The following is a 15399-nucleotide window of genomic DNA, read 5'->3' on the forward strand; positions in this document are numbered from 1 at the left end:
GCTTAATTTGTAGAGTATGCAGGCTAATTGGTCAAAATTGCCGCATCCGTTTCATCTAATTTGTCTTGCGTCGTTGGATTAGACTCGATTACTTGCACAGGCAAATAACGTAGTTGGAGCTTGATTGGCAAGTACTCTGGGAAATTCTCTGCCATATCATTGGTAATGAGCGTTTCAATCTGGCGTACGTCATATGAGCTCGGTAAAGTCTCTCCACGTACGATTGCCCGCACCACTTGATTGTCATCAAGCGTGTCGAACTGGGTATTGGTCAATACATTACCTTGATCGATAAAATAGTTGTTGATCGCTTCCTTGACACTACTCTCAAATACTTGCTGCTTGGCATTGGTCTGTAGATTGATGGTCAAATAGGCACCTAAGCCGCCAAGTAGTAATAAAGTCACGGCGTTCCGCTGCAAAAAAGTCAAATAGGTATTGGATTTATAATCGTCATCGACCAAACGACGGAAGCCTAATACCCATAATACAAGCGCATTGGTAAACTGGATAGCAAGAATGTTGGTCGCTGCCAATAACAGCGCACCAAGCCCAAGCTGCATCTCGCCATTAGCGAGCAAAATACCGCTAGCAGCTAGTGGTGGTACCAAGGCTGTGGCAACTGCAACGCCGACAACAGCAACCGAGAGATGCGGAGATACCATCGCATAAGCACCAGCCGTACCACCTGCTAAGGCAATCATTAAATCCATAGAGGTGGGCTGGGTACGTGATAGGATTTCTGCCGTTAGCGGTTGGTCTTTATGTAGCCAACCAACGATAAAGCCGACCAATACCACCAATGAGACACCGATAATGACGGTAAAGAGCGACTTACGTAGCAATGGCATACGGTGATCGATAATTGCTAGCGCTATACCCGTGATAGGGCCTAGCATCATCGCAACTAACATCGCTCCGATAACCACGGCTGCTGAATTGGTCACTAGCCCATAACTGGCAATGATGGCAGACAAAATATTCATGATGAAGTACATCTTGCTAGGTAGCGCGTTCGCCTCAATCCTAACCCGCACCTCTGGGTAATCTACCTTTTGATTGCTGAATTGCTCGGCGACAAATTGCTTGTAAGACTCGAGTTTGGCTTCTTTTTCCTCTTGGACCTCATCCTCGTCACTTTCATCTTGAGACTTTTGAGCGTCGCTATCTTCTACATCGGTGTCTTTATTTTGGCTTTTATCTTCTGAGTCATTATTTTGATGGTCATTATTGCGACTAGGTGCATTTTTTATCTGTTGTTGATTGGCTGTTTTGTTATCTGATGACTGTGCTGCGATGTTTGTGTCATCAGCAGGGTCATCAGCATAGTCGTCTTCTGCTTCTACCGTTACTTCAGCATCACTATCGTCTTGAGCACTTTTTTCTGTTGTTTCTGCCGTATCCGACTGAAAGAAATCGGACTTTTCTTTCGCTTCTATAGATTCTGACTCTGCAATCTCAGACGCTTCAGTATTTGACTGTGACTCAGGTTCTGTCGACTCCAATGTTGCCACGACCACATCGTCACTGATGGTTTGCATGGTTATCTCAGCGTCAGGTGGCTGCGCGCATTCAGTGTCTACTTCGGAGTCTATTTCGTCATCTGTATCAGTCGGTTGCTTGTGTTGATTGTCTTCGCTTTCATCATTGTCTACAGCGGCATCATCAACTACTGGGTCAATTGTCGCGTCTTGATTGTGAGAGGCATCATTAGTGGCTGGTGAATCGTTTTGATCCACTGAGTTAGGCGCAGTGTTTTTTTCAGATGAGGACATAGCAGATAGCGTTCTTAGTAGATAAAGAAAGTCATTATTGTAATGATAAATAGATAAAGATATAGGAGATTCTTGAAAATATAAAAAAGAGTTGAGAGAGGATGGGAGTAAGAACTGATGTTTCTTATGATTAATTCTAAAACCTTAATAATAGCATGGTTTTTATTCAAAAGTCATCTAATATAGATGCTATAAGGGTTCAAGGTAAATACTTACTTTTTTTGTGGAATTAAGGTTAAATATATTATATCCACAATAAAGATAAGGAATAACTTATGAACTGGCCTTTATTTTCTGTCATCTACTCAATGGCAGCTACCGTGACTATCGGACTTTTTATGATCGGAGCTCTCATTACAGGGTTCGATGAGATATTTCATATTCAAATAGCAGTGGGATTGGGTGTTTTGGCTTCAATACCTGCAGGATTATTCTTTACCAAAAAAATTGGCAGTATTACTGGGAATGAGGAAGGCTATAAAACATAAAGGCGAACAGTAAAACATAAAGACAAGCAGTGTTATCGATGTGAAGTGGAACCGCCCATCAGCAAACAAAAAAGACCTCAATATGGAGGTCTTTTTTGTAATCATTAGAATTATTTGTTAACTAGCATCGAAGCCAGATTCAATAAGGTTCTATTTATTGAAGTTCGACAACCGCGCCATTTTCGATATTGGCATAAACTTCTAACACATCCCAGTTGGTCAAACGAACACAACCTGCTGAGCCTTGTCGACTGATACCTTCAGGTACTGGTGAGCCATGTAAACCGTAAGAAGGCTTAGATAATCCCATCCAAACGACACCGACTGGGTTGTTTGGTCCTGGTGCTATCATGTGAACTTTCTTTTGAGCGCCTTCACCAACGGTTGATTTATACCAAGGCATTTTCACTTTATTGATAATTTTGAACGTGCCTTTTGGAGACGGTGTGGCATCGCTACCGACGGTCGTCGGATAAGTAGCAACCAATTTGTCACCATTATAGGCATACAATGTTTTGTCGGCTTTGTTGGCAACCACGCGATTGATACGTTGGTTCAGCTTGTCACGAGTATTTAGCACTGTGATAGTCTCGCCAACAGCGTACTTTTTATTTTTGTTGAGTTTATCTAAGTAACGTACATCCATATGGAAACGTTCACCTAGCATCTCTTTAATATCTTGATAATAAAGACCCTTCATTTTTGACTTCGCTTCTGAACCAGAAGGGGTAGTCGCAAAATTGGTATTGATATCGTCTGCGGTCAACGTGTAAGTAACAAGGACAGGTTTGTTCGCAGGGATATTTTTAACCAAGGCATCCCAAGTTTTTTGATCCATTTTACCAGTCGCTGGCAAGCCTTTCATCGTTTGGAAGTTAACAAGGGCTTTTTTGCTGTTCATGCCCCAACCGCCATCAATAGGACCAGGAGAAGCATGGTTCCAATCGAGCAGCGCCTGCATTTTGATGGTCATCGCTGAGTTGACTTTCATATTAGGTGACCAGACAGCACCATTCACTTGCTTAGCATAGTTCGACAAGTTCAGCGTTGTGTGCTTCTTACCATCTTTGTCTTCGATGTTTTTGATGGTTGGGTCATCGCTAAAGTCTTGACGCTTCTCACTCTCTGGTAACTCAAAAGCGAGTGGATCAGATGAGTCGATAGATGATAGGTCGCTAGGCGCCGCAACGGCTTGACCCTCACTAATATCATCATTGCGGTCAGCCTGCTCATCTTTGCGCGTCAGTTCTGCTGCGCTCATATTGTCAGCAGCTGGGGCTGGCAGGTTTTGGTTGGCTTCTTGCTTATTATTGATAAGCTGGTTCATGCTGTCGACTGGTTTCGCTTTCTCTGTATTTAACTGTACAGTAGCAGCGCCATCTGAGCGACTACGGTTCTCTTGCACATTCAGGCTAACCTTTTTGGCAAGACCTGGCATAGCGTCAGCCGTGCGTACTGGCAATGTGCGAGTACTATCGGTAGGTGCAGCAAGTGCGGCTACACTGGCACTTACAGCTGCGATAGATATGGCAGTAATAATTGGCTTTATTTTCATCATATTGAGTCACTTGTGGTTGCTACTAATGCGGCTATTATGCGCATAATTTGATTGCATCGCAAACTTTTGACACATCTTTTTGCATTTAAGACTTGCCAAACGTCAACTGCTGACGTATTCGCTACAGTTGGGTAATAATTTAACCAAGGTGTGTATGGCGTCGTGCTCGATTCTTACGCAAACTGTTCATTATTCGCACTATTTTTTGTGCAAGTAAAAATGACAGTTATTGGCGCTACTAGAGGTTTACGTCTATAATGTATGACTGAATTTTATTTAATATAACGATTTTTAGCAAAAAGCAATTTAACCCGTTAGCAGTTAATCCATAAGGTGCGATATGTCAGAAGACCAAACAATGAGTGCAGAAGAGTTTCAAAACCAATACTTCAATGATGAGTCTGAGGGCTTAGACGGTGAGATGGAGTATGATTTAGAGACTGGACTTCTTGGTGAGCACGATGAATTTGCTAACTTACATGCAGAGCTAAACGAAGCACGTGAGCAGCTCGTCAGTATTCGCGACTTTATTCGTTTTTCAGTCACGCAGCTGCGTAACTACGACGTAGTTGTGGCACAAGGCACGACCGATGAGTTTGCAGAAGCGTCAGCCATTGTCTTGCACTCTTTGTCTCTCGATTGGTCTGCCAATGAGCAGATTTTAGACTGTCGTCTGACCACGTCTGAGAAGCAGTTGGTACTAGGACTGTTAGAAGAGCGTATCGCTGAACGTAAGCCGTTAAGTTATCTGATTAACTTATCGTACTTCTGCGACCTACCTTTTTATGTTGATGAGCGTGTTCTTATCCCGCGCTCACCGATTGCAGAGTTGATTCGTCAGCAGTTCCATCCGTACTTTGAAGTTACCGAATTGGCCAAACCACTGGGTGTCAGTCCGAACGAAAAGTCAGCGGTATTTTATGATCATGGCCTAGATGTGAAGCAGTTGTCGCAGCCTGAGCGTATCTTGGACTTGTGTACTGGCTCTGGTTGTATCGCAATCGCGCTTGCTACCCGTTTCGTTGATGCGTTGGTCGATGCCGTTGATATCGATAAAGGCGCATTAGAAGTGGCAATGGTCAACGTCGATCATCATGACCTTGGTCATCAAGTCAACGTAATCGAGTCTGATTTGTTTGCCAAGATACCTGCTGAGAACCAGTATGAGCTTATCGTAACTAATCCGCCGTACGTAGACGCTGCTATCATGGCAGATTTGCCGCCTGAGTTCTTATATGAGCCTGAGCATGCACTAGCAGCGGGTCAAGATGGCTTAGATTTGGTACATCGTATCTTATTTGAAGCGCCAGATTACCTTAGCCCAGATGGGTTGCTGATCTGTGAAGTGGGTGACAGCGAATGGGCCTTAAAACAAGCCTATCCTGAAATCCAGTTTGATTGGTTGAAGTTTGCACATGGCGGGCATGGTGTCTTTGCGATTACCTATGATGAGCTAGTCTCAAATCGTCAACTATTTGCCTCTTATGTTCAGCTATTAGATAGTCTTAAATAGATAAATATTAGCTTGAACGGGCGTCGGCTATACAAGCCGAAACTATAAGCAACAACCACAATCACTCATTACAAGCAGTATAATTAATAACCATGAGTGATTGGTCACATAGTCATCAGTAGCGTTTACTTGTTTAAGGACAGTTATGGCAGGCAATAGTATTGGGCAGGTTTTTACGGTCACCACTTGCGGTGAGTCGCATGGGGCAGGCCTTATGGCCATCGTTGATGGCGTACCACCAGGTTTAGCATTATCTGCAGAAGACCTACAAGTAGATTTGGATCGTCGCAAACCAGGTACGTCTAAGTATTCAACCCAGCGCCGTGAGTCTGATGAAGTTGAGATTATCTCTGGCGTATTTGAAGGCAAAACCACAGGTACGTCTATCGGTTTATTGATTCGCAATACCAATCAAAAATCTAAAGACTATAGCGATATCAAAGATACTTTCCGTCCTGGACACGCTGACTATACTTATAGTATGAAATATGGCTTCCGTGACTATCGTGGTGGCGGTCGTTCGTCAGCGCGTGAGACGGCTATGCGTGTAGCAGCTGGTGCTATCGCCAAGAAATACTTGCAAGAACGTCTAGGCGTAAAAATCCGTGGTCACGTGACTCAGATTGGTAATGAGCATAGTAACGTTCTAGATCCGAGCCAAATTGACTGGGAGTTTGTAAACAGCAATCCGTTCTTTTGTGCAGACAAAGAAGCGATTGGCCGTTTTGAAACCTTGATTGATAATTTGCGCCGTGAAGGCACTAGCTGTGGCGCGCGCCTTGATATCATTGCGAGCGGTGTGCCAGTAGGCTTAGGTGAGCCAGTATTTGATCGTTTAGATGCAGATATTGCTCATGCGATGATGAGTATCAATGCGGTCAAAGGCGTCGAGATTGGCGATGGGATGGCGGTGGCAGGTCAATTCGGACATAGTGCTCGTGATGAGCTGACGCCAGATGGGTTTGCAGCCAACCATGCTGGTGGTGTCTTGGGCGGTATCTCATCAGGCCAAGATGTCCGTGTGAGTATTGCTTTAAAACCAACGTCTAGCATTACTACTGCTGGCAAGAGCATTAACACTCAAGGTGAAGCCGTCGATATGTTGACTAAGGGTCGTCATGATCCTTGCGTTGGTGTGCGTGCTACGCCTATTGCCGAAGCGATGCTAGCGATTGTAGTGCTTGATCATTATCTGCGTCACCGTGGTCAAAACGCCGATGTAAAGCCGCCAGTACAATCGATTACTTAGCATTTTTTTAACGTAATCAGCCCTTTGTTGTTTCCAGTAGTTTAATACTAGAAATAATAAAGGGCTTTTTTATGTCCAAACAAAATACAGGTGTTACCTAAATACAATTAATGTGTTGAGCGAACAAGATATCAGGCTGCCAGTTGATACTCATCAATAGCTACGCACTGCTGATGTCGAAATACCAATAATAACCGCTGACTAGGAATCGCTAACCAATGACCAAACTCAATACTATCGACGCCTTGGCTTGATAAGGTTTGTGCACAGTGATGACGGCTAAGTCCGATTAGGCTCTTGACGATAGGGTTATCCGTTAATTGATGTGACATAGATTTTCTACTCCTAATTTGCTTTACGAATGTGACGGTTCAACAGATCCTAGTGCTATCGTAAAACAATGAAGTAGAAATCCTGTGTAGTCATAATGGAAAATTGATGAACTGTTATATAGTCATTCCACTATAAAAGTATTACAGCGTTAACCTCGCTTGAAGTATCACATATACATCTGCACTCGGTTGCCTTGTACTACTCTTAAATTGAATCGACTATAAGTTATTATTCTCAAGCTAGTGGTAGGGTGATACTAACCATCACACCAGAACGCTGGTTTTTACCAGTATCAGTGTTATCAGTTCTAGCTTTATTAGTGTCAGCTTTATCACCATTGGTACGGACATTATTGAGGGCTACCTGACCATCATGATGTTCAATCACTTGCTTCACTAGTGTTAGACCAAGGCCCGTGCCTTTCTTGAGCGTATTACTACTATGGTCATTTTGCCTCGGCCCAGTCGTCGGATCTGCCGACTCTGTATATAGATCATTGCTGTCTGTGCGATTTGTTGTTTGAGATGATGGTTGGCTTTGATGAGATAGGCTAAAGTAACGCTCAAATGCTTTGGCGATAGCATATTCGGGTAGCAGTTTACCATCATTGAATATATCGATAGTGACGGTTCGAGCAGTGCTATGCAATGAAATATCAACGGTACGATTTGCAAAGTGTATCGCATTATCAAGCACATTTTGCAATACCTGTATTAACCAAAATTGGTCAGCATACACACTAGTCGCTGCCAGTATTTCTGCTGGCAAATTTGCAGTATTGGTCACATTCTTATGATCAATATATATATCGATAGGGTATAGATTCTGCTGTTGCTGCTTGGCTGTATTATCTTTGATCAGGCTTTGCAATAATGGTAACAGGGGAGTCAGTTGTCGGTTGAGCTTAAAGGTAGGCTGTTCTACTTTAGCCAGCAACAGTAGGCGGTCGATGAGTTGTTGCATTTTTACGCTTTGTTCACCAACCGTCTCAATAAGCATCTGCCGATCTTCATTATCTAGTTTATTGCCATCTAACCCATCGTCCTCTAACAGCTCGCTACTGGCGCGTATGGCAGTCAAAGGGCTTTTTAGCTCGTGGGTCAAAGTATGGACATAATCAGTCACATAAGCACGATTTTCCAATCGATGCTTCATAGTCTCGATGGTATCGGTCAGGCTATTTAATTCACGACCCAGATAAAAATAGGGCTTTTTGGTGTCTTCTGCCAATGCACTGGTATATTGAGTCACCAAGGTAATGCTCTGCTTAAGCCACCATGCCACTAGACCTGCCAGTATAAGGGCGGCGATACTGATAAGTAATGCGGTGATAAGCATGCGGTTACGAGTGTCATCTAAATAAGGTAATACGCTAGCGACAGGCTTACCGACACTGACCACACCAATGATATCTCCAGACGGATTTTTGATGGGCTGAGCTACATACATGACCGAACCGTCGCGCCGCTGATAGTCTCGCAGCGTACTTCTTGCACCGTATTGACCTCTTAATGTGAGATAGACATCATTCCAGCGCCCATAGTTTTGCCCTTCATTATTGTCAGGTTTGGGTAGCGAGTCATAAATGACCTTGCCGCTGCTGTCTGTTACATATACCCGAAAACTGCTATAGCTTTTGGTCTGATAGACGGGACCTAAATTATCGTTAATCGCTGGTATGCCCACAAAGGCCGCATCAAGTTGCGCTTGATAAGCTTCATCGTATAGTTGTCCTGTAGATAATGGCATCTGGAGACTGGCCGCAAGTAATTTACTGGTGTCTAGGAGCGTGTCTTCGATGACTTGCTGCGCGGTTGGCTTGACGTAGCCAAACAATTGAGTAAACACAACTACGCCGCATATGACGAGCACTAACGCAACGGCTAGCCAAATTCTAAAAAATATACTTAAATTGAGTAGTCGTTTGCGTTTGGGTGCTTGCTGAGCAGTACCAATGGGGTGCAATTTGGCATACCAATTACTTTGCTCGTTATGAATAGCATTTTCAGCAGGATTGGTTTTATTATTCATAAACTAGCAGCCACCGTTAAGCGGGACATAGTGCGTAACCCAGTCCGCGATGCGTATGGATGACATCGACATTAGCATCTACCATAGCGAGCTGTTTACGAATTGACTTGATATGACTGTCTATCGTGCGTGCTAAGCGGTGGTCAGGATAGTCGCTTACTGCGCTAAGCAATTGCTCACGGCTAAAGACTTGATGCGGCGCTTGTAATAACGTCAGCAAAATTTTGCGTTCTGTATTACTAAGCTCCAGCTTTTGCTCTTGCCACGTTAATGAATAGTTGAGCGGTTGATAATGCCAAACACCAGATTGATTTTCAAACGTTAATGCTTGTCCTGATAGATTATTCGAGGAAGTACTATCCGTACTGTCATTTGAATTTGGGGTATGAGAGCCTGACTGCTGAATCAGCTGTTCACGTCGCCAAATGGCTTTTAGGCGTGCGACCAACTCACGTGGACTAAAGGGTTTGGCGCAATAGTCGTCACCGCCCATCTCCAACCCTAAAATACGATCGACCTCATCGCTACGCGCGGTCAAAAACACGATAGGCAAATCTTTTAAGGCGTCGATATCAGGTGTATGACGTATTTGTTGACATAGGCTCAAGCCATCACCATCTGGTAGACCGACATCCATAATGATCGCCGATAGATCTTGTGCTTCATGACTATGCAGCATGGGTAACACACTACTGGCATTGTCCAGCCAAGTTATCTGCCAGCCTTCGCGCTTGCAAGTAACCTTAAGCGACATCGCGATCGCAGGATCATCTTCTACCAGTAAAATATGGGTCATAGTCTCTACATCGTTTTATAAGCTTAGTAAATTATCGTAGCACAAAAGAGCAGACTGCTCTTGCTGCTACGAGTTAAATGGTGTGAAAAGTTAATGGAAAAGTAAGGTGCTCAGTAGATAGTGTGCGATGTAATCACCTTAATACATTCAACAAAAAGGCCAGCTCAATAAATAAGCTGGCCTTGGTAACGAAGATTAAGCATGACTGTCTATTAATAGACTAAGCATAAATCTATTTAAGACCTTTGCAGTTGGCATAGTAGCTCACTGTAGCGGGCCAATCTGAGAAAATACCTTGGACACCGACGTCTTGCGCTAGTACGTCAATATAATTCATCATATCACCATCATTGTTGATAGCATCGCTAAGACCGCTATAGTACCAATCGCCACCATCGGTTAATGGCCCTGAACGCTCTATCGACCAAGTAATGATTTTTAGACCATTGGCTTTGGCTTGTTTTGCGTATTCTGATGGTTGCATATTTCCCTTACCATCAGTAGTGACTAGCAACCAAAGTGCTGGGGCAATGGTGTTAATGCCGCGTGCTTTGATATCAGCCAATGAGTGCTTCCATGTGCTTGCGTCATTTTTATCAAATGTTTTATCCTTAGCGGTCTCATTGCTGTCATCGATCAGATAAACGGCATTAGCCCCATAAGCTGGCTCGTTTTTGATCCAGTAATCCAGATCTTCTATATTAAATGACTGGGCAAATACATCGCGTGCAGGCACGTCCGCTGCCTTATAAGTATCTATCAGCTGTTGGCGATAATCGTCCAAACGATAGCCGTTAAACGGCATGGTCACGGCGGGCGCTTTTAGCTCAGGTGTGTGCTTCATGCCTAGCTGGCGTGCCAACGCGATATGCTCCGTTAAAGTTAACACTTTGCCGTTTTGCGAGTATAAGTCCGTTCGCCAAGGCGCGGTTGCATTCATATATTCACTAATACTGGTTGCTTTTTTATTGGCAGCATCCATCTTACCCGTCAAGGTTTTAAACTGAGCAGCACTGATATCTGAGGTACGGCATTCGATACTATCGGCATTGGTAAGTTTGCCTTTAGCATCCAATATTGGCGGTACAGTGCATTGGTTGGCGAGCGGCGTGGTTAGAATATTGGTAGTGGTGTGCAAGTCGTTCTGGGCATGACGACAGACAAGCTCACCGTCATTGGTAAAAGCGACATCACATTCCAAGATGCCAGTACCCATTTGTGCTGACGCCACGTAGCTATCATAAGTATGTTCAGGCAGCTGTAATGGCGCACCTCGATGCGCAATAGAGAAATCTGTCTTACTTGGCAGTTGCCCCTTGCACGCCTGTAGCTCTTCTTTTAGTGGTCCCTCGTCCATGTCGTTTATCAGGTAAAATGGACGCACTCCATAGGTATATGCGACAGGTGAGGGCGATTGTAGCTGTGATTGCGGTTGCGCTGTCGATAAAGAGGCTTTTGATGTGAGCATTGAGCGGCTATCGGTAGTGCAGCCTACTATCAATAAGGAACTGATCAGCGTTAAAGGTAAGGCGATATTAATCTTATTAACCTTAGCCGGCGTCTGCTTACTCAGCTCAAGCGCTGATTTATTAGAAATTGTCATGTAAAATGTTCCTGCAAAATTATAAAAAATCCCATCGGACGTATGGATAGGAATTGAAAAATTAATGTTTGACTATTGGTTGCTACTTGCCAAAAGAAGCTAAGGGTCGTGCATTCTTGTAAGAACTTAGCATTAATGCGGATACAATTGTAGGCACATGTACTAAAGAATAGACAGCTGACAGTATTTGAGCTTTATAGTTTTAAGCTTGATAGTATTGAGCTTATCGGTCGTAAAATCATACGTGTCTTCTTATACTGTTCACATTTTTGCTATTGTCTATTTAGTACCTCACTATTGACCATACTCTCAAACTAACAGATGATATTGACCATATAATGACACACACATTATTTTGGAAAAAATATAGAAATGCTTAAGGCATATCTCACTACATTATTAAGGATAACTATGAGTAACTATTTAGACGCAGTCGTCGTTGAGCACAATCCCTCTCAAAAAAAGATAGATCGCGCAGTGATTTGGCTACATGGTTTAGGTGCTAGCGGTCATGATTTTGAGCCAGTGGTACCGCAGCTTGGACTGGCTGATGATATGGCAGTACGTTTTATATTCCCACATGCCCCTAAACGCCCAGTCACGGTAAATGGCGGCATGGTGATGCCAGCATGGTACGACATCATAGAGATGAGTCTGGAGCGTAAAGTAGATGTGGCTCAGATTGAAGAGTCTGCTCAGCAGATACAAGATTTGATCAGTCGTGAGATTGAGCGCGGCGTGCTACCAGAGCATATCGTCATCGCAGGGTTTTCGCAGGGCGGGGCAGTTGCGTATCATGTGGCACTTGGCTATCCAAAACGTTTGGCTGGTTTGATGACGCTCTCTACCTACTTAGCAACCAACGACAATATTGAGTATAGTGCTGCTAATAGAGACATGCCGATTTTAATTGAGCATGGCTCGCATGACCCAGTCGTGCCTGTCATTCTAGGTGAACAAGCCCAGCAGTTATTGTCGGCAAAGGACTATAATGTGTCTTACAATACGTATCCGATGGCACATCAAGTCTGTATGCCGCAGATTCAAAATATCGGCAAATGGTTAAACACTGTTTTGGCGTAAATTATTAAGCTGTAACGTAATGTAATGCAGGCTACTTATAGGTTGAAACATAACCGATATCTCCTATATAATAGCCAGTCTTATTGGGGATGTTCTGGCTTCGACGCTGGTGATGAAACTCAATGATGCATGTCGAGAGTGTATGTCCTCTCGTTAATCAAACATATATTGTTATAGTCGCAAACGACGAAACTTACGCTCTAGCAGCTTAAACCCTGCTTACTTAGTTGCTGATCACCTACAGTTGGTTAACTAAGTTGAAGCGTCCGCATGTAGGCTCGCCACAAGTGATTGTCTCAATTGCTTGGGTTCAAAAGTAGAGAATCGTCCAATCCATCCTGACTGTCGGATCGGTGCGGATTAAAACTAAAGACAGAAACTAAACATGTAGATTCATGAGCGTAATGCTGGCGGACGCGGGTTCAACTCCCGCCATCTCCACCAAATATATTAAATAAAGTCAGTCACTTAGGTGGCTGGCTTTTTTTATGACATGATTTTGACATGATTGGCTGGCAAGACGATGTCAGTCAGTTGTCAGCTTTGATATCTCAAGCTTATTCTGATCACCATGCAACCAACGCCCATATCGTTTGATAAGCATTTGCAAGCTATGGCCTAACTGGTTGGCGACGAATACTGGATTTACATTATCCATAAGAAGCATTGTAGCGTAAGTATGTCTGGCATTGTATGCAGGGCGATGTCTCACCCTCGTAGACTTCATTGCTTCAATCAATCTCATGCGGGCAGGCTTTTCATTGTAGAAAGGTTCATTCGTTTCTGGACATATCATCACATAGTCATCATTCAGCTTCATAGCGTCCAGTGCTTCAAATGCACGCTTCGAGCGGTCATTCAAATATACTTCACGCGCTGTATGAGTTTTGGTAACTTGCTTCTCAACGCCGCGCACACGGCTTTTATTGATGATCACTGAGCCGTTGAACCAGTCAATATCCTTCCATCTTAGAGCGTTCAGCTCACTAGGACGACATCCAGTCCAAAACGCTACTTCAAAATACCAATAATAAAAATGGTCCTTATCTGCCAAATTCTTATCCAACCAATTTAGTAAGGCATTCATTTCATCACGGGTGAATGGATCAGGTAGTCCTGATTGCACCTTTTTATTTTTAATCATGGCCATGGGGTTTTCTGCAGGCGTGATTAATCGCAGCTCAATGGCTTTATCAAAGACACCGCGCAGTGGTACAAGGCAATTATTAAAAGTCTTGTCAGACTTAAAGTTAATGTCAGAGATGATGTCACGTATTAGGTCAGACGTTATTTCGTGAATGGGTATCAGTGCCATTTCAGGCATCCAGTGCTTATTCAATGCACTCACGTAGTCTTTTTTAGAGTCGGTATTGGCTTCACAGTGCTTCAGATACTTTTGGGCGATTTCTTGAAATAAAGCGCCATCACCAACGATAACGCTATCATCATTAACCATTTCGCCTTTAGCGCTGGCGAGGTCTGCTTCCGTGAGCACGCCCCATTCGGCTTTGGTAATTAGGTCGCGTCTAATTTTAGCAGCTGCTTTGATGCCTTCCGCAGTGACTGGGTGCGGGAGCGTGATGTGATAGGACTTACCGTCTCTGCTAAAGTAGATCTGAATGCGTCCCGATCTAAGCCGCACGCCTTGCGGTAACGTATGTCTGCTTGCTGTGTCATCCACTTGTTATATCCTCTTATTGAGTAATATATATTATTACTTTCTCGCGTCCAAACAACGTTTTCTGGCCAGTGTTGCTTACGGTGAGGAAGTTTCTGCTCAGCAATGCCCGTTAGTTCAGAGAATTGCTTGGCGTCCACCCAATCAAGCGGCGTTAAGCCCATTTGATGGAGTAAGTCGATAGTGGCTTGAGATTCATTTGGCATTTTCAATCACCTCAATTAATGATAGTTCAAGTTTATAAATCTTGTACTTATGATCAGATAACAGCTTTCGGCTTTCCATCCATGCCTTGTATTTCTCAGACACACTTTCGTTAAGCCATTTAATTGCAAGCTTGGCGTTATCTATTTCGTAATCCAATAACTCTTTTTCGCTTTCGAAGTGAGTGTTTGAGTAAATCAAGACACCATCATCAGTTACATTCGGAAAGTCTAAGCTGTCTGTGATAGCGGTTTTTATATCGCCTTTATCATCTGCATAATAAAGGGTAATAGGGCTTTTAATATCGTCAGCGCCATTCCAATAATATTCGCGCTGTTCTTTGGTTAGAGACTCAAGACCTTGACAGATTATTTCTAATTCCGTGTCTTTTGGTCTGCCGCCCAAAGCATAAGATAAATTGCCAGTCTCAACGTTCAGAGACACTAGATTGTTGACATATGCAGACGCCACACAAATTAGACCTTCCTTTGCATGTATGGCCCTAGGCGTACCTAAATGCTTTTGTAGTTCTCTAGCTTTCACAATCGCTCTCCTTATCCAACCTCAAGCCCATCACAACAAACGAACGATCACCATCATTGGCATACATAAAGTTTTCGCCGTCGTCAGCGGTATAGGTATGCAGTATGGTCGCGCCTTTAGTTGACATTCCAAATGTCGCCTCAAGCACATATATCCTTTGAAACTTGCTACTGCCGTCCTTTGGTACCAGTTGACCGTAAAACCAATTTTGTACGTAAAAATCAGATGCAGTTACTTCGCTTGCTGGATTGAAAGCTTTAGCCGCTTGCTTAATCATGACTACTTGCGGCTTAAACCCATCAGGTATCTCAACATCAGTCTCAACCGGAGGTATATTGTTGTTATCCAAGCTTCTTGCAATCTCATAACGACAATAAGCTCCATCATCTAGCTTGCATGGTGCTACATGCATACGGTGACCATCTGTTGCATAAGTATTGCCACTAGCGACGTGTATAAGCTCGAAATGTTCGTTCGCTATACAATCGTCTTTTAGCGCCAAGCACAGCCAATTAAAATCACCTTCTTTGATAAACTTATCCATA

Annotated in this window: 13 protein-coding genes and 1 other RNA gene; 5 read left to right on the forward strand and 9 right to left on the reverse strand. The window is 43.5% G+C overall.

Translation table 11 applies throughout. The features are described 5' to 3' along the window. Window positions 1-23 precede the first annotated feature (23 nt). Window positions 24-1775 carry a TIGR00341 family protein gene (locus IEE84_RS04180; RefSeq protein WP_191114954.1) on the reverse strand — a complete coding sequence of 584 codons (1752 nt, stop codon included), beginning with the start codon at window positions 1773-1775 and terminating at the stop codon, window positions 24-26. A 275-nt stretch (window positions 1776-2050) separates the two neighbouring features. Between IEE84_RS04180 and IEE84_RS04185 the strand changes: the two genes are divergently transcribed. Then, window positions 2051-2263, forward strand: coding sequence for a hypothetical protein (locus tag IEE84_RS04185; protein ID WP_102094255.1), 213 nt, complete (start codon window positions 2051-2053; stop codon window positions 2261-2263). A 154-nt stretch (window positions 2264-2417) separates the two neighbouring features. Here IEE84_RS04185 and IEE84_RS04190 read toward each other — a convergent pair whose 3' ends face one another. Next, a complete protein-coding gene (locus IEE84_RS04190; protein ID WP_191114955.1) occupies window positions 2418-3821 on the reverse strand; it encodes a L,D-transpeptidase family protein in 1404 nt (467 codons plus the stop codon). Between the two features lie 340 nt (window positions 3822-4161). On the opposite strand from IEE84_RS04190, the gene prmB reads away from it, so the two are divergent. Both prmB and aroC read left to right on the forward strand, forming a co-directional pair. After that, complete coding sequence (gene prmB, locus IEE84_RS04195) at window positions 4162-5334, forward strand: 50S ribosomal protein L3 N(5)-glutamine methyltransferase (protein WP_191114956.1); 1173 nt, start codon at window positions 4162-4164, stop codon at window positions 5332-5334. A gap of 145 nt (window positions 5335-5479) precedes the next feature. Continuing rightward, window positions 5480-6583 carry a chorismate synthase gene (gene aroC, locus IEE84_RS04200; protein ID WP_191114957.1) on the forward strand — a complete coding sequence of 368 codons (1104 nt, stop codon included), beginning with the start codon at window positions 5480-5482 and terminating at the stop codon, window positions 6581-6583. Window positions 6584-6714: 131 nt separating this feature from the next. On the opposite strand, the gene IEE84_RS04205 is transcribed toward aroC, so the two are convergent. From IEE84_RS04205 to IEE84_RS04220, 4 genes are all read right to left on the reverse strand, one after another. Continuing rightward, window positions 6715-6915, reverse strand: coding sequence for a hypothetical protein (locus IEE84_RS04205; RefSeq protein WP_191114958.1), 201 nt, complete (start codon window positions 6913-6915; stop codon window positions 6715-6717). 235 nt (window positions 6916-7150) lie between these two features. Next, a complete protein-coding gene (creC, locus tag IEE84_RS04210) occupies window positions 7151-8947 on the reverse strand; it encodes a two-component system sensor histidine kinase CreC (RefSeq protein ID WP_191114959.1) in 1797 nt (598 codons plus the stop codon). 16 nt (window positions 8948-8963) lie between these two features. Beyond that, entirely contained in the window at window positions 8964-9743 is a 780-nt protein-coding gene (locus IEE84_RS04215; RefSeq protein ID WP_191114960.1) for a response regulator, read from the reverse strand. A 232-nt stretch (window positions 9744-9975) separates the two neighbouring features. Then, window positions 9976-11346, reverse strand: coding sequence for a glycerophosphodiester phosphodiesterase family protein (locus IEE84_RS04220; RefSeq protein WP_191114961.1), 1371 nt, complete (start codon window positions 11344-11346; stop codon window positions 9976-9978). A gap of 411 nt (window positions 11347-11757) precedes the next feature. On the opposite strand from IEE84_RS04220, the gene IEE84_RS04225 reads away from it, so the two are divergent. Together IEE84_RS04225 and ssrA are read left to right on the forward strand one after the other, a co-directional pair. Beyond that, a complete protein-coding gene (locus IEE84_RS04225; RefSeq protein ID WP_191114962.1) occupies window positions 11758-12429 on the forward strand; it encodes an alpha/beta hydrolase in 672 nt (223 codons plus the stop codon). Between the two features lie 85 nt (window positions 12430-12514). Continuing rightward, window positions 12515-12873, forward strand: a transfer-messenger RNA (tmRNA) gene (ssrA, locus tag IEE84_RS04230). Window positions 12874-12955: 82 nt separating this feature from the next. Here the strand turns inward: ssrA and IEE84_RS04235 are convergent. From IEE84_RS04235 to IEE84_RS04245, 3 genes are all read right to left on the reverse strand, one after another. Beyond that, a complete protein-coding gene (locus tag IEE84_RS04235) occupies window positions 12956-14110 on the reverse strand; it encodes a tyrosine-type recombinase/integrase (protein WP_191114963.1) in 1155 nt (384 codons plus the stop codon). Window positions 14111-14302: 192 nt separating this feature from the next. Further along, a complete protein-coding gene (locus IEE84_RS04240) occupies window positions 14303-14854 on the reverse strand; it encodes a hypothetical protein (RefSeq protein WP_191114964.1) in 552 nt (183 codons plus the stop codon). Further along, the gene (locus tag IEE84_RS04245; protein ID WP_191114965.1) at window positions 14844-15398 is read right to left on the reverse strand and encodes a hypothetical protein; all 555 of its coding nucleotides are present in this window, start codon (window positions 15396-15398) and stop codon (window positions 14844-14846) included. The genes IEE84_RS04240 and IEE84_RS04245 overlap by 11 nt, the downstream gene beginning before the upstream one ends. Window position 15399: the final 1 nt, after the last annotated feature.

The sequence above is a fragment of the Psychrobacter sp. 28M-43 genome (assembly GCF_014770435.1).
In the GTDB taxonomy this organism is placed as follows: domain Bacteria; phylum Pseudomonadota; class Gammaproteobacteria; order Pseudomonadales; family Moraxellaceae; genus Psychrobacter.

Excerpts from the sequence above, each read along its gene's own strand:
- IEE84_RS04220 (WP_191114961.1), bottom strand. The coding sequence starts at position 11,346 with ATGACAATTTCTAATAAATCAGCGCTTGAGCTGAGTAAGCAGACGCCG.
- IEE84_RS04225 (WP_191114962.1), top strand. The coding sequence starts at position 11,758 with ATGAGTAACTATTTAGACGCAGTCGTCGTTGAGCACAATCCCTCTCAA.
- IEE84_RS04215 (WP_191114960.1), bottom strand. The coding sequence starts at position 9,743 with ATGACCCATATTTTACTGGTAGAAGATGATCCTGCGATCGCGATGTCG.
- IEE84_RS04190 (WP_191114955.1), bottom strand. The coding sequence starts at position 3,821 with ATGATGAAAATAAAGCCAATTATTACTGCCATATCTATCGCAGCTGTA.
- prmB (WP_191114956.1), top strand. The coding sequence starts at position 4,162 with ATGTCAGAAGACCAAACAATGAGTGCAGAAGAGTTTCAAAACCAATAC.
- IEE84_RS04205 (WP_191114958.1), bottom strand. The coding sequence starts at position 6,915 with ATGTCACATCAATTAACGGATAACCCTATCGTCAAGAGCCTAATCGGA.
- IEE84_RS04180 (WP_191114954.1), bottom strand. The coding sequence starts at position 1,775 with ATGTCCTCATCTGAAAAAAACACTGCGCCTAACTCAGTGGATCAAAAC.
- IEE84_RS04245 (WP_191114965.1), bottom strand. The coding sequence starts at position 15,398 with ATGGATAAGTTTATCAAAGAAGGTGATTTTAATTGGCTGTGCTTGGCG.
- creC (WP_191114959.1), bottom strand. The coding sequence starts at position 8,947 with ATGAATAATAAAACCAATCCTGCTGAAAATGCTATTCATAACGAGCAA.
- aroC (WP_191114957.1), top strand. The coding sequence starts at position 5,480 with ATGGCAGGCAATAGTATTGGGCAGGTTTTTACGGTCACCACTTGCGGT.
- IEE84_RS04185 (WP_102094255.1), top strand. The coding sequence starts at position 2,051 with ATGAACTGGCCTTTATTTTCTGTCATCTACTCAATGGCAGCTACCGTG.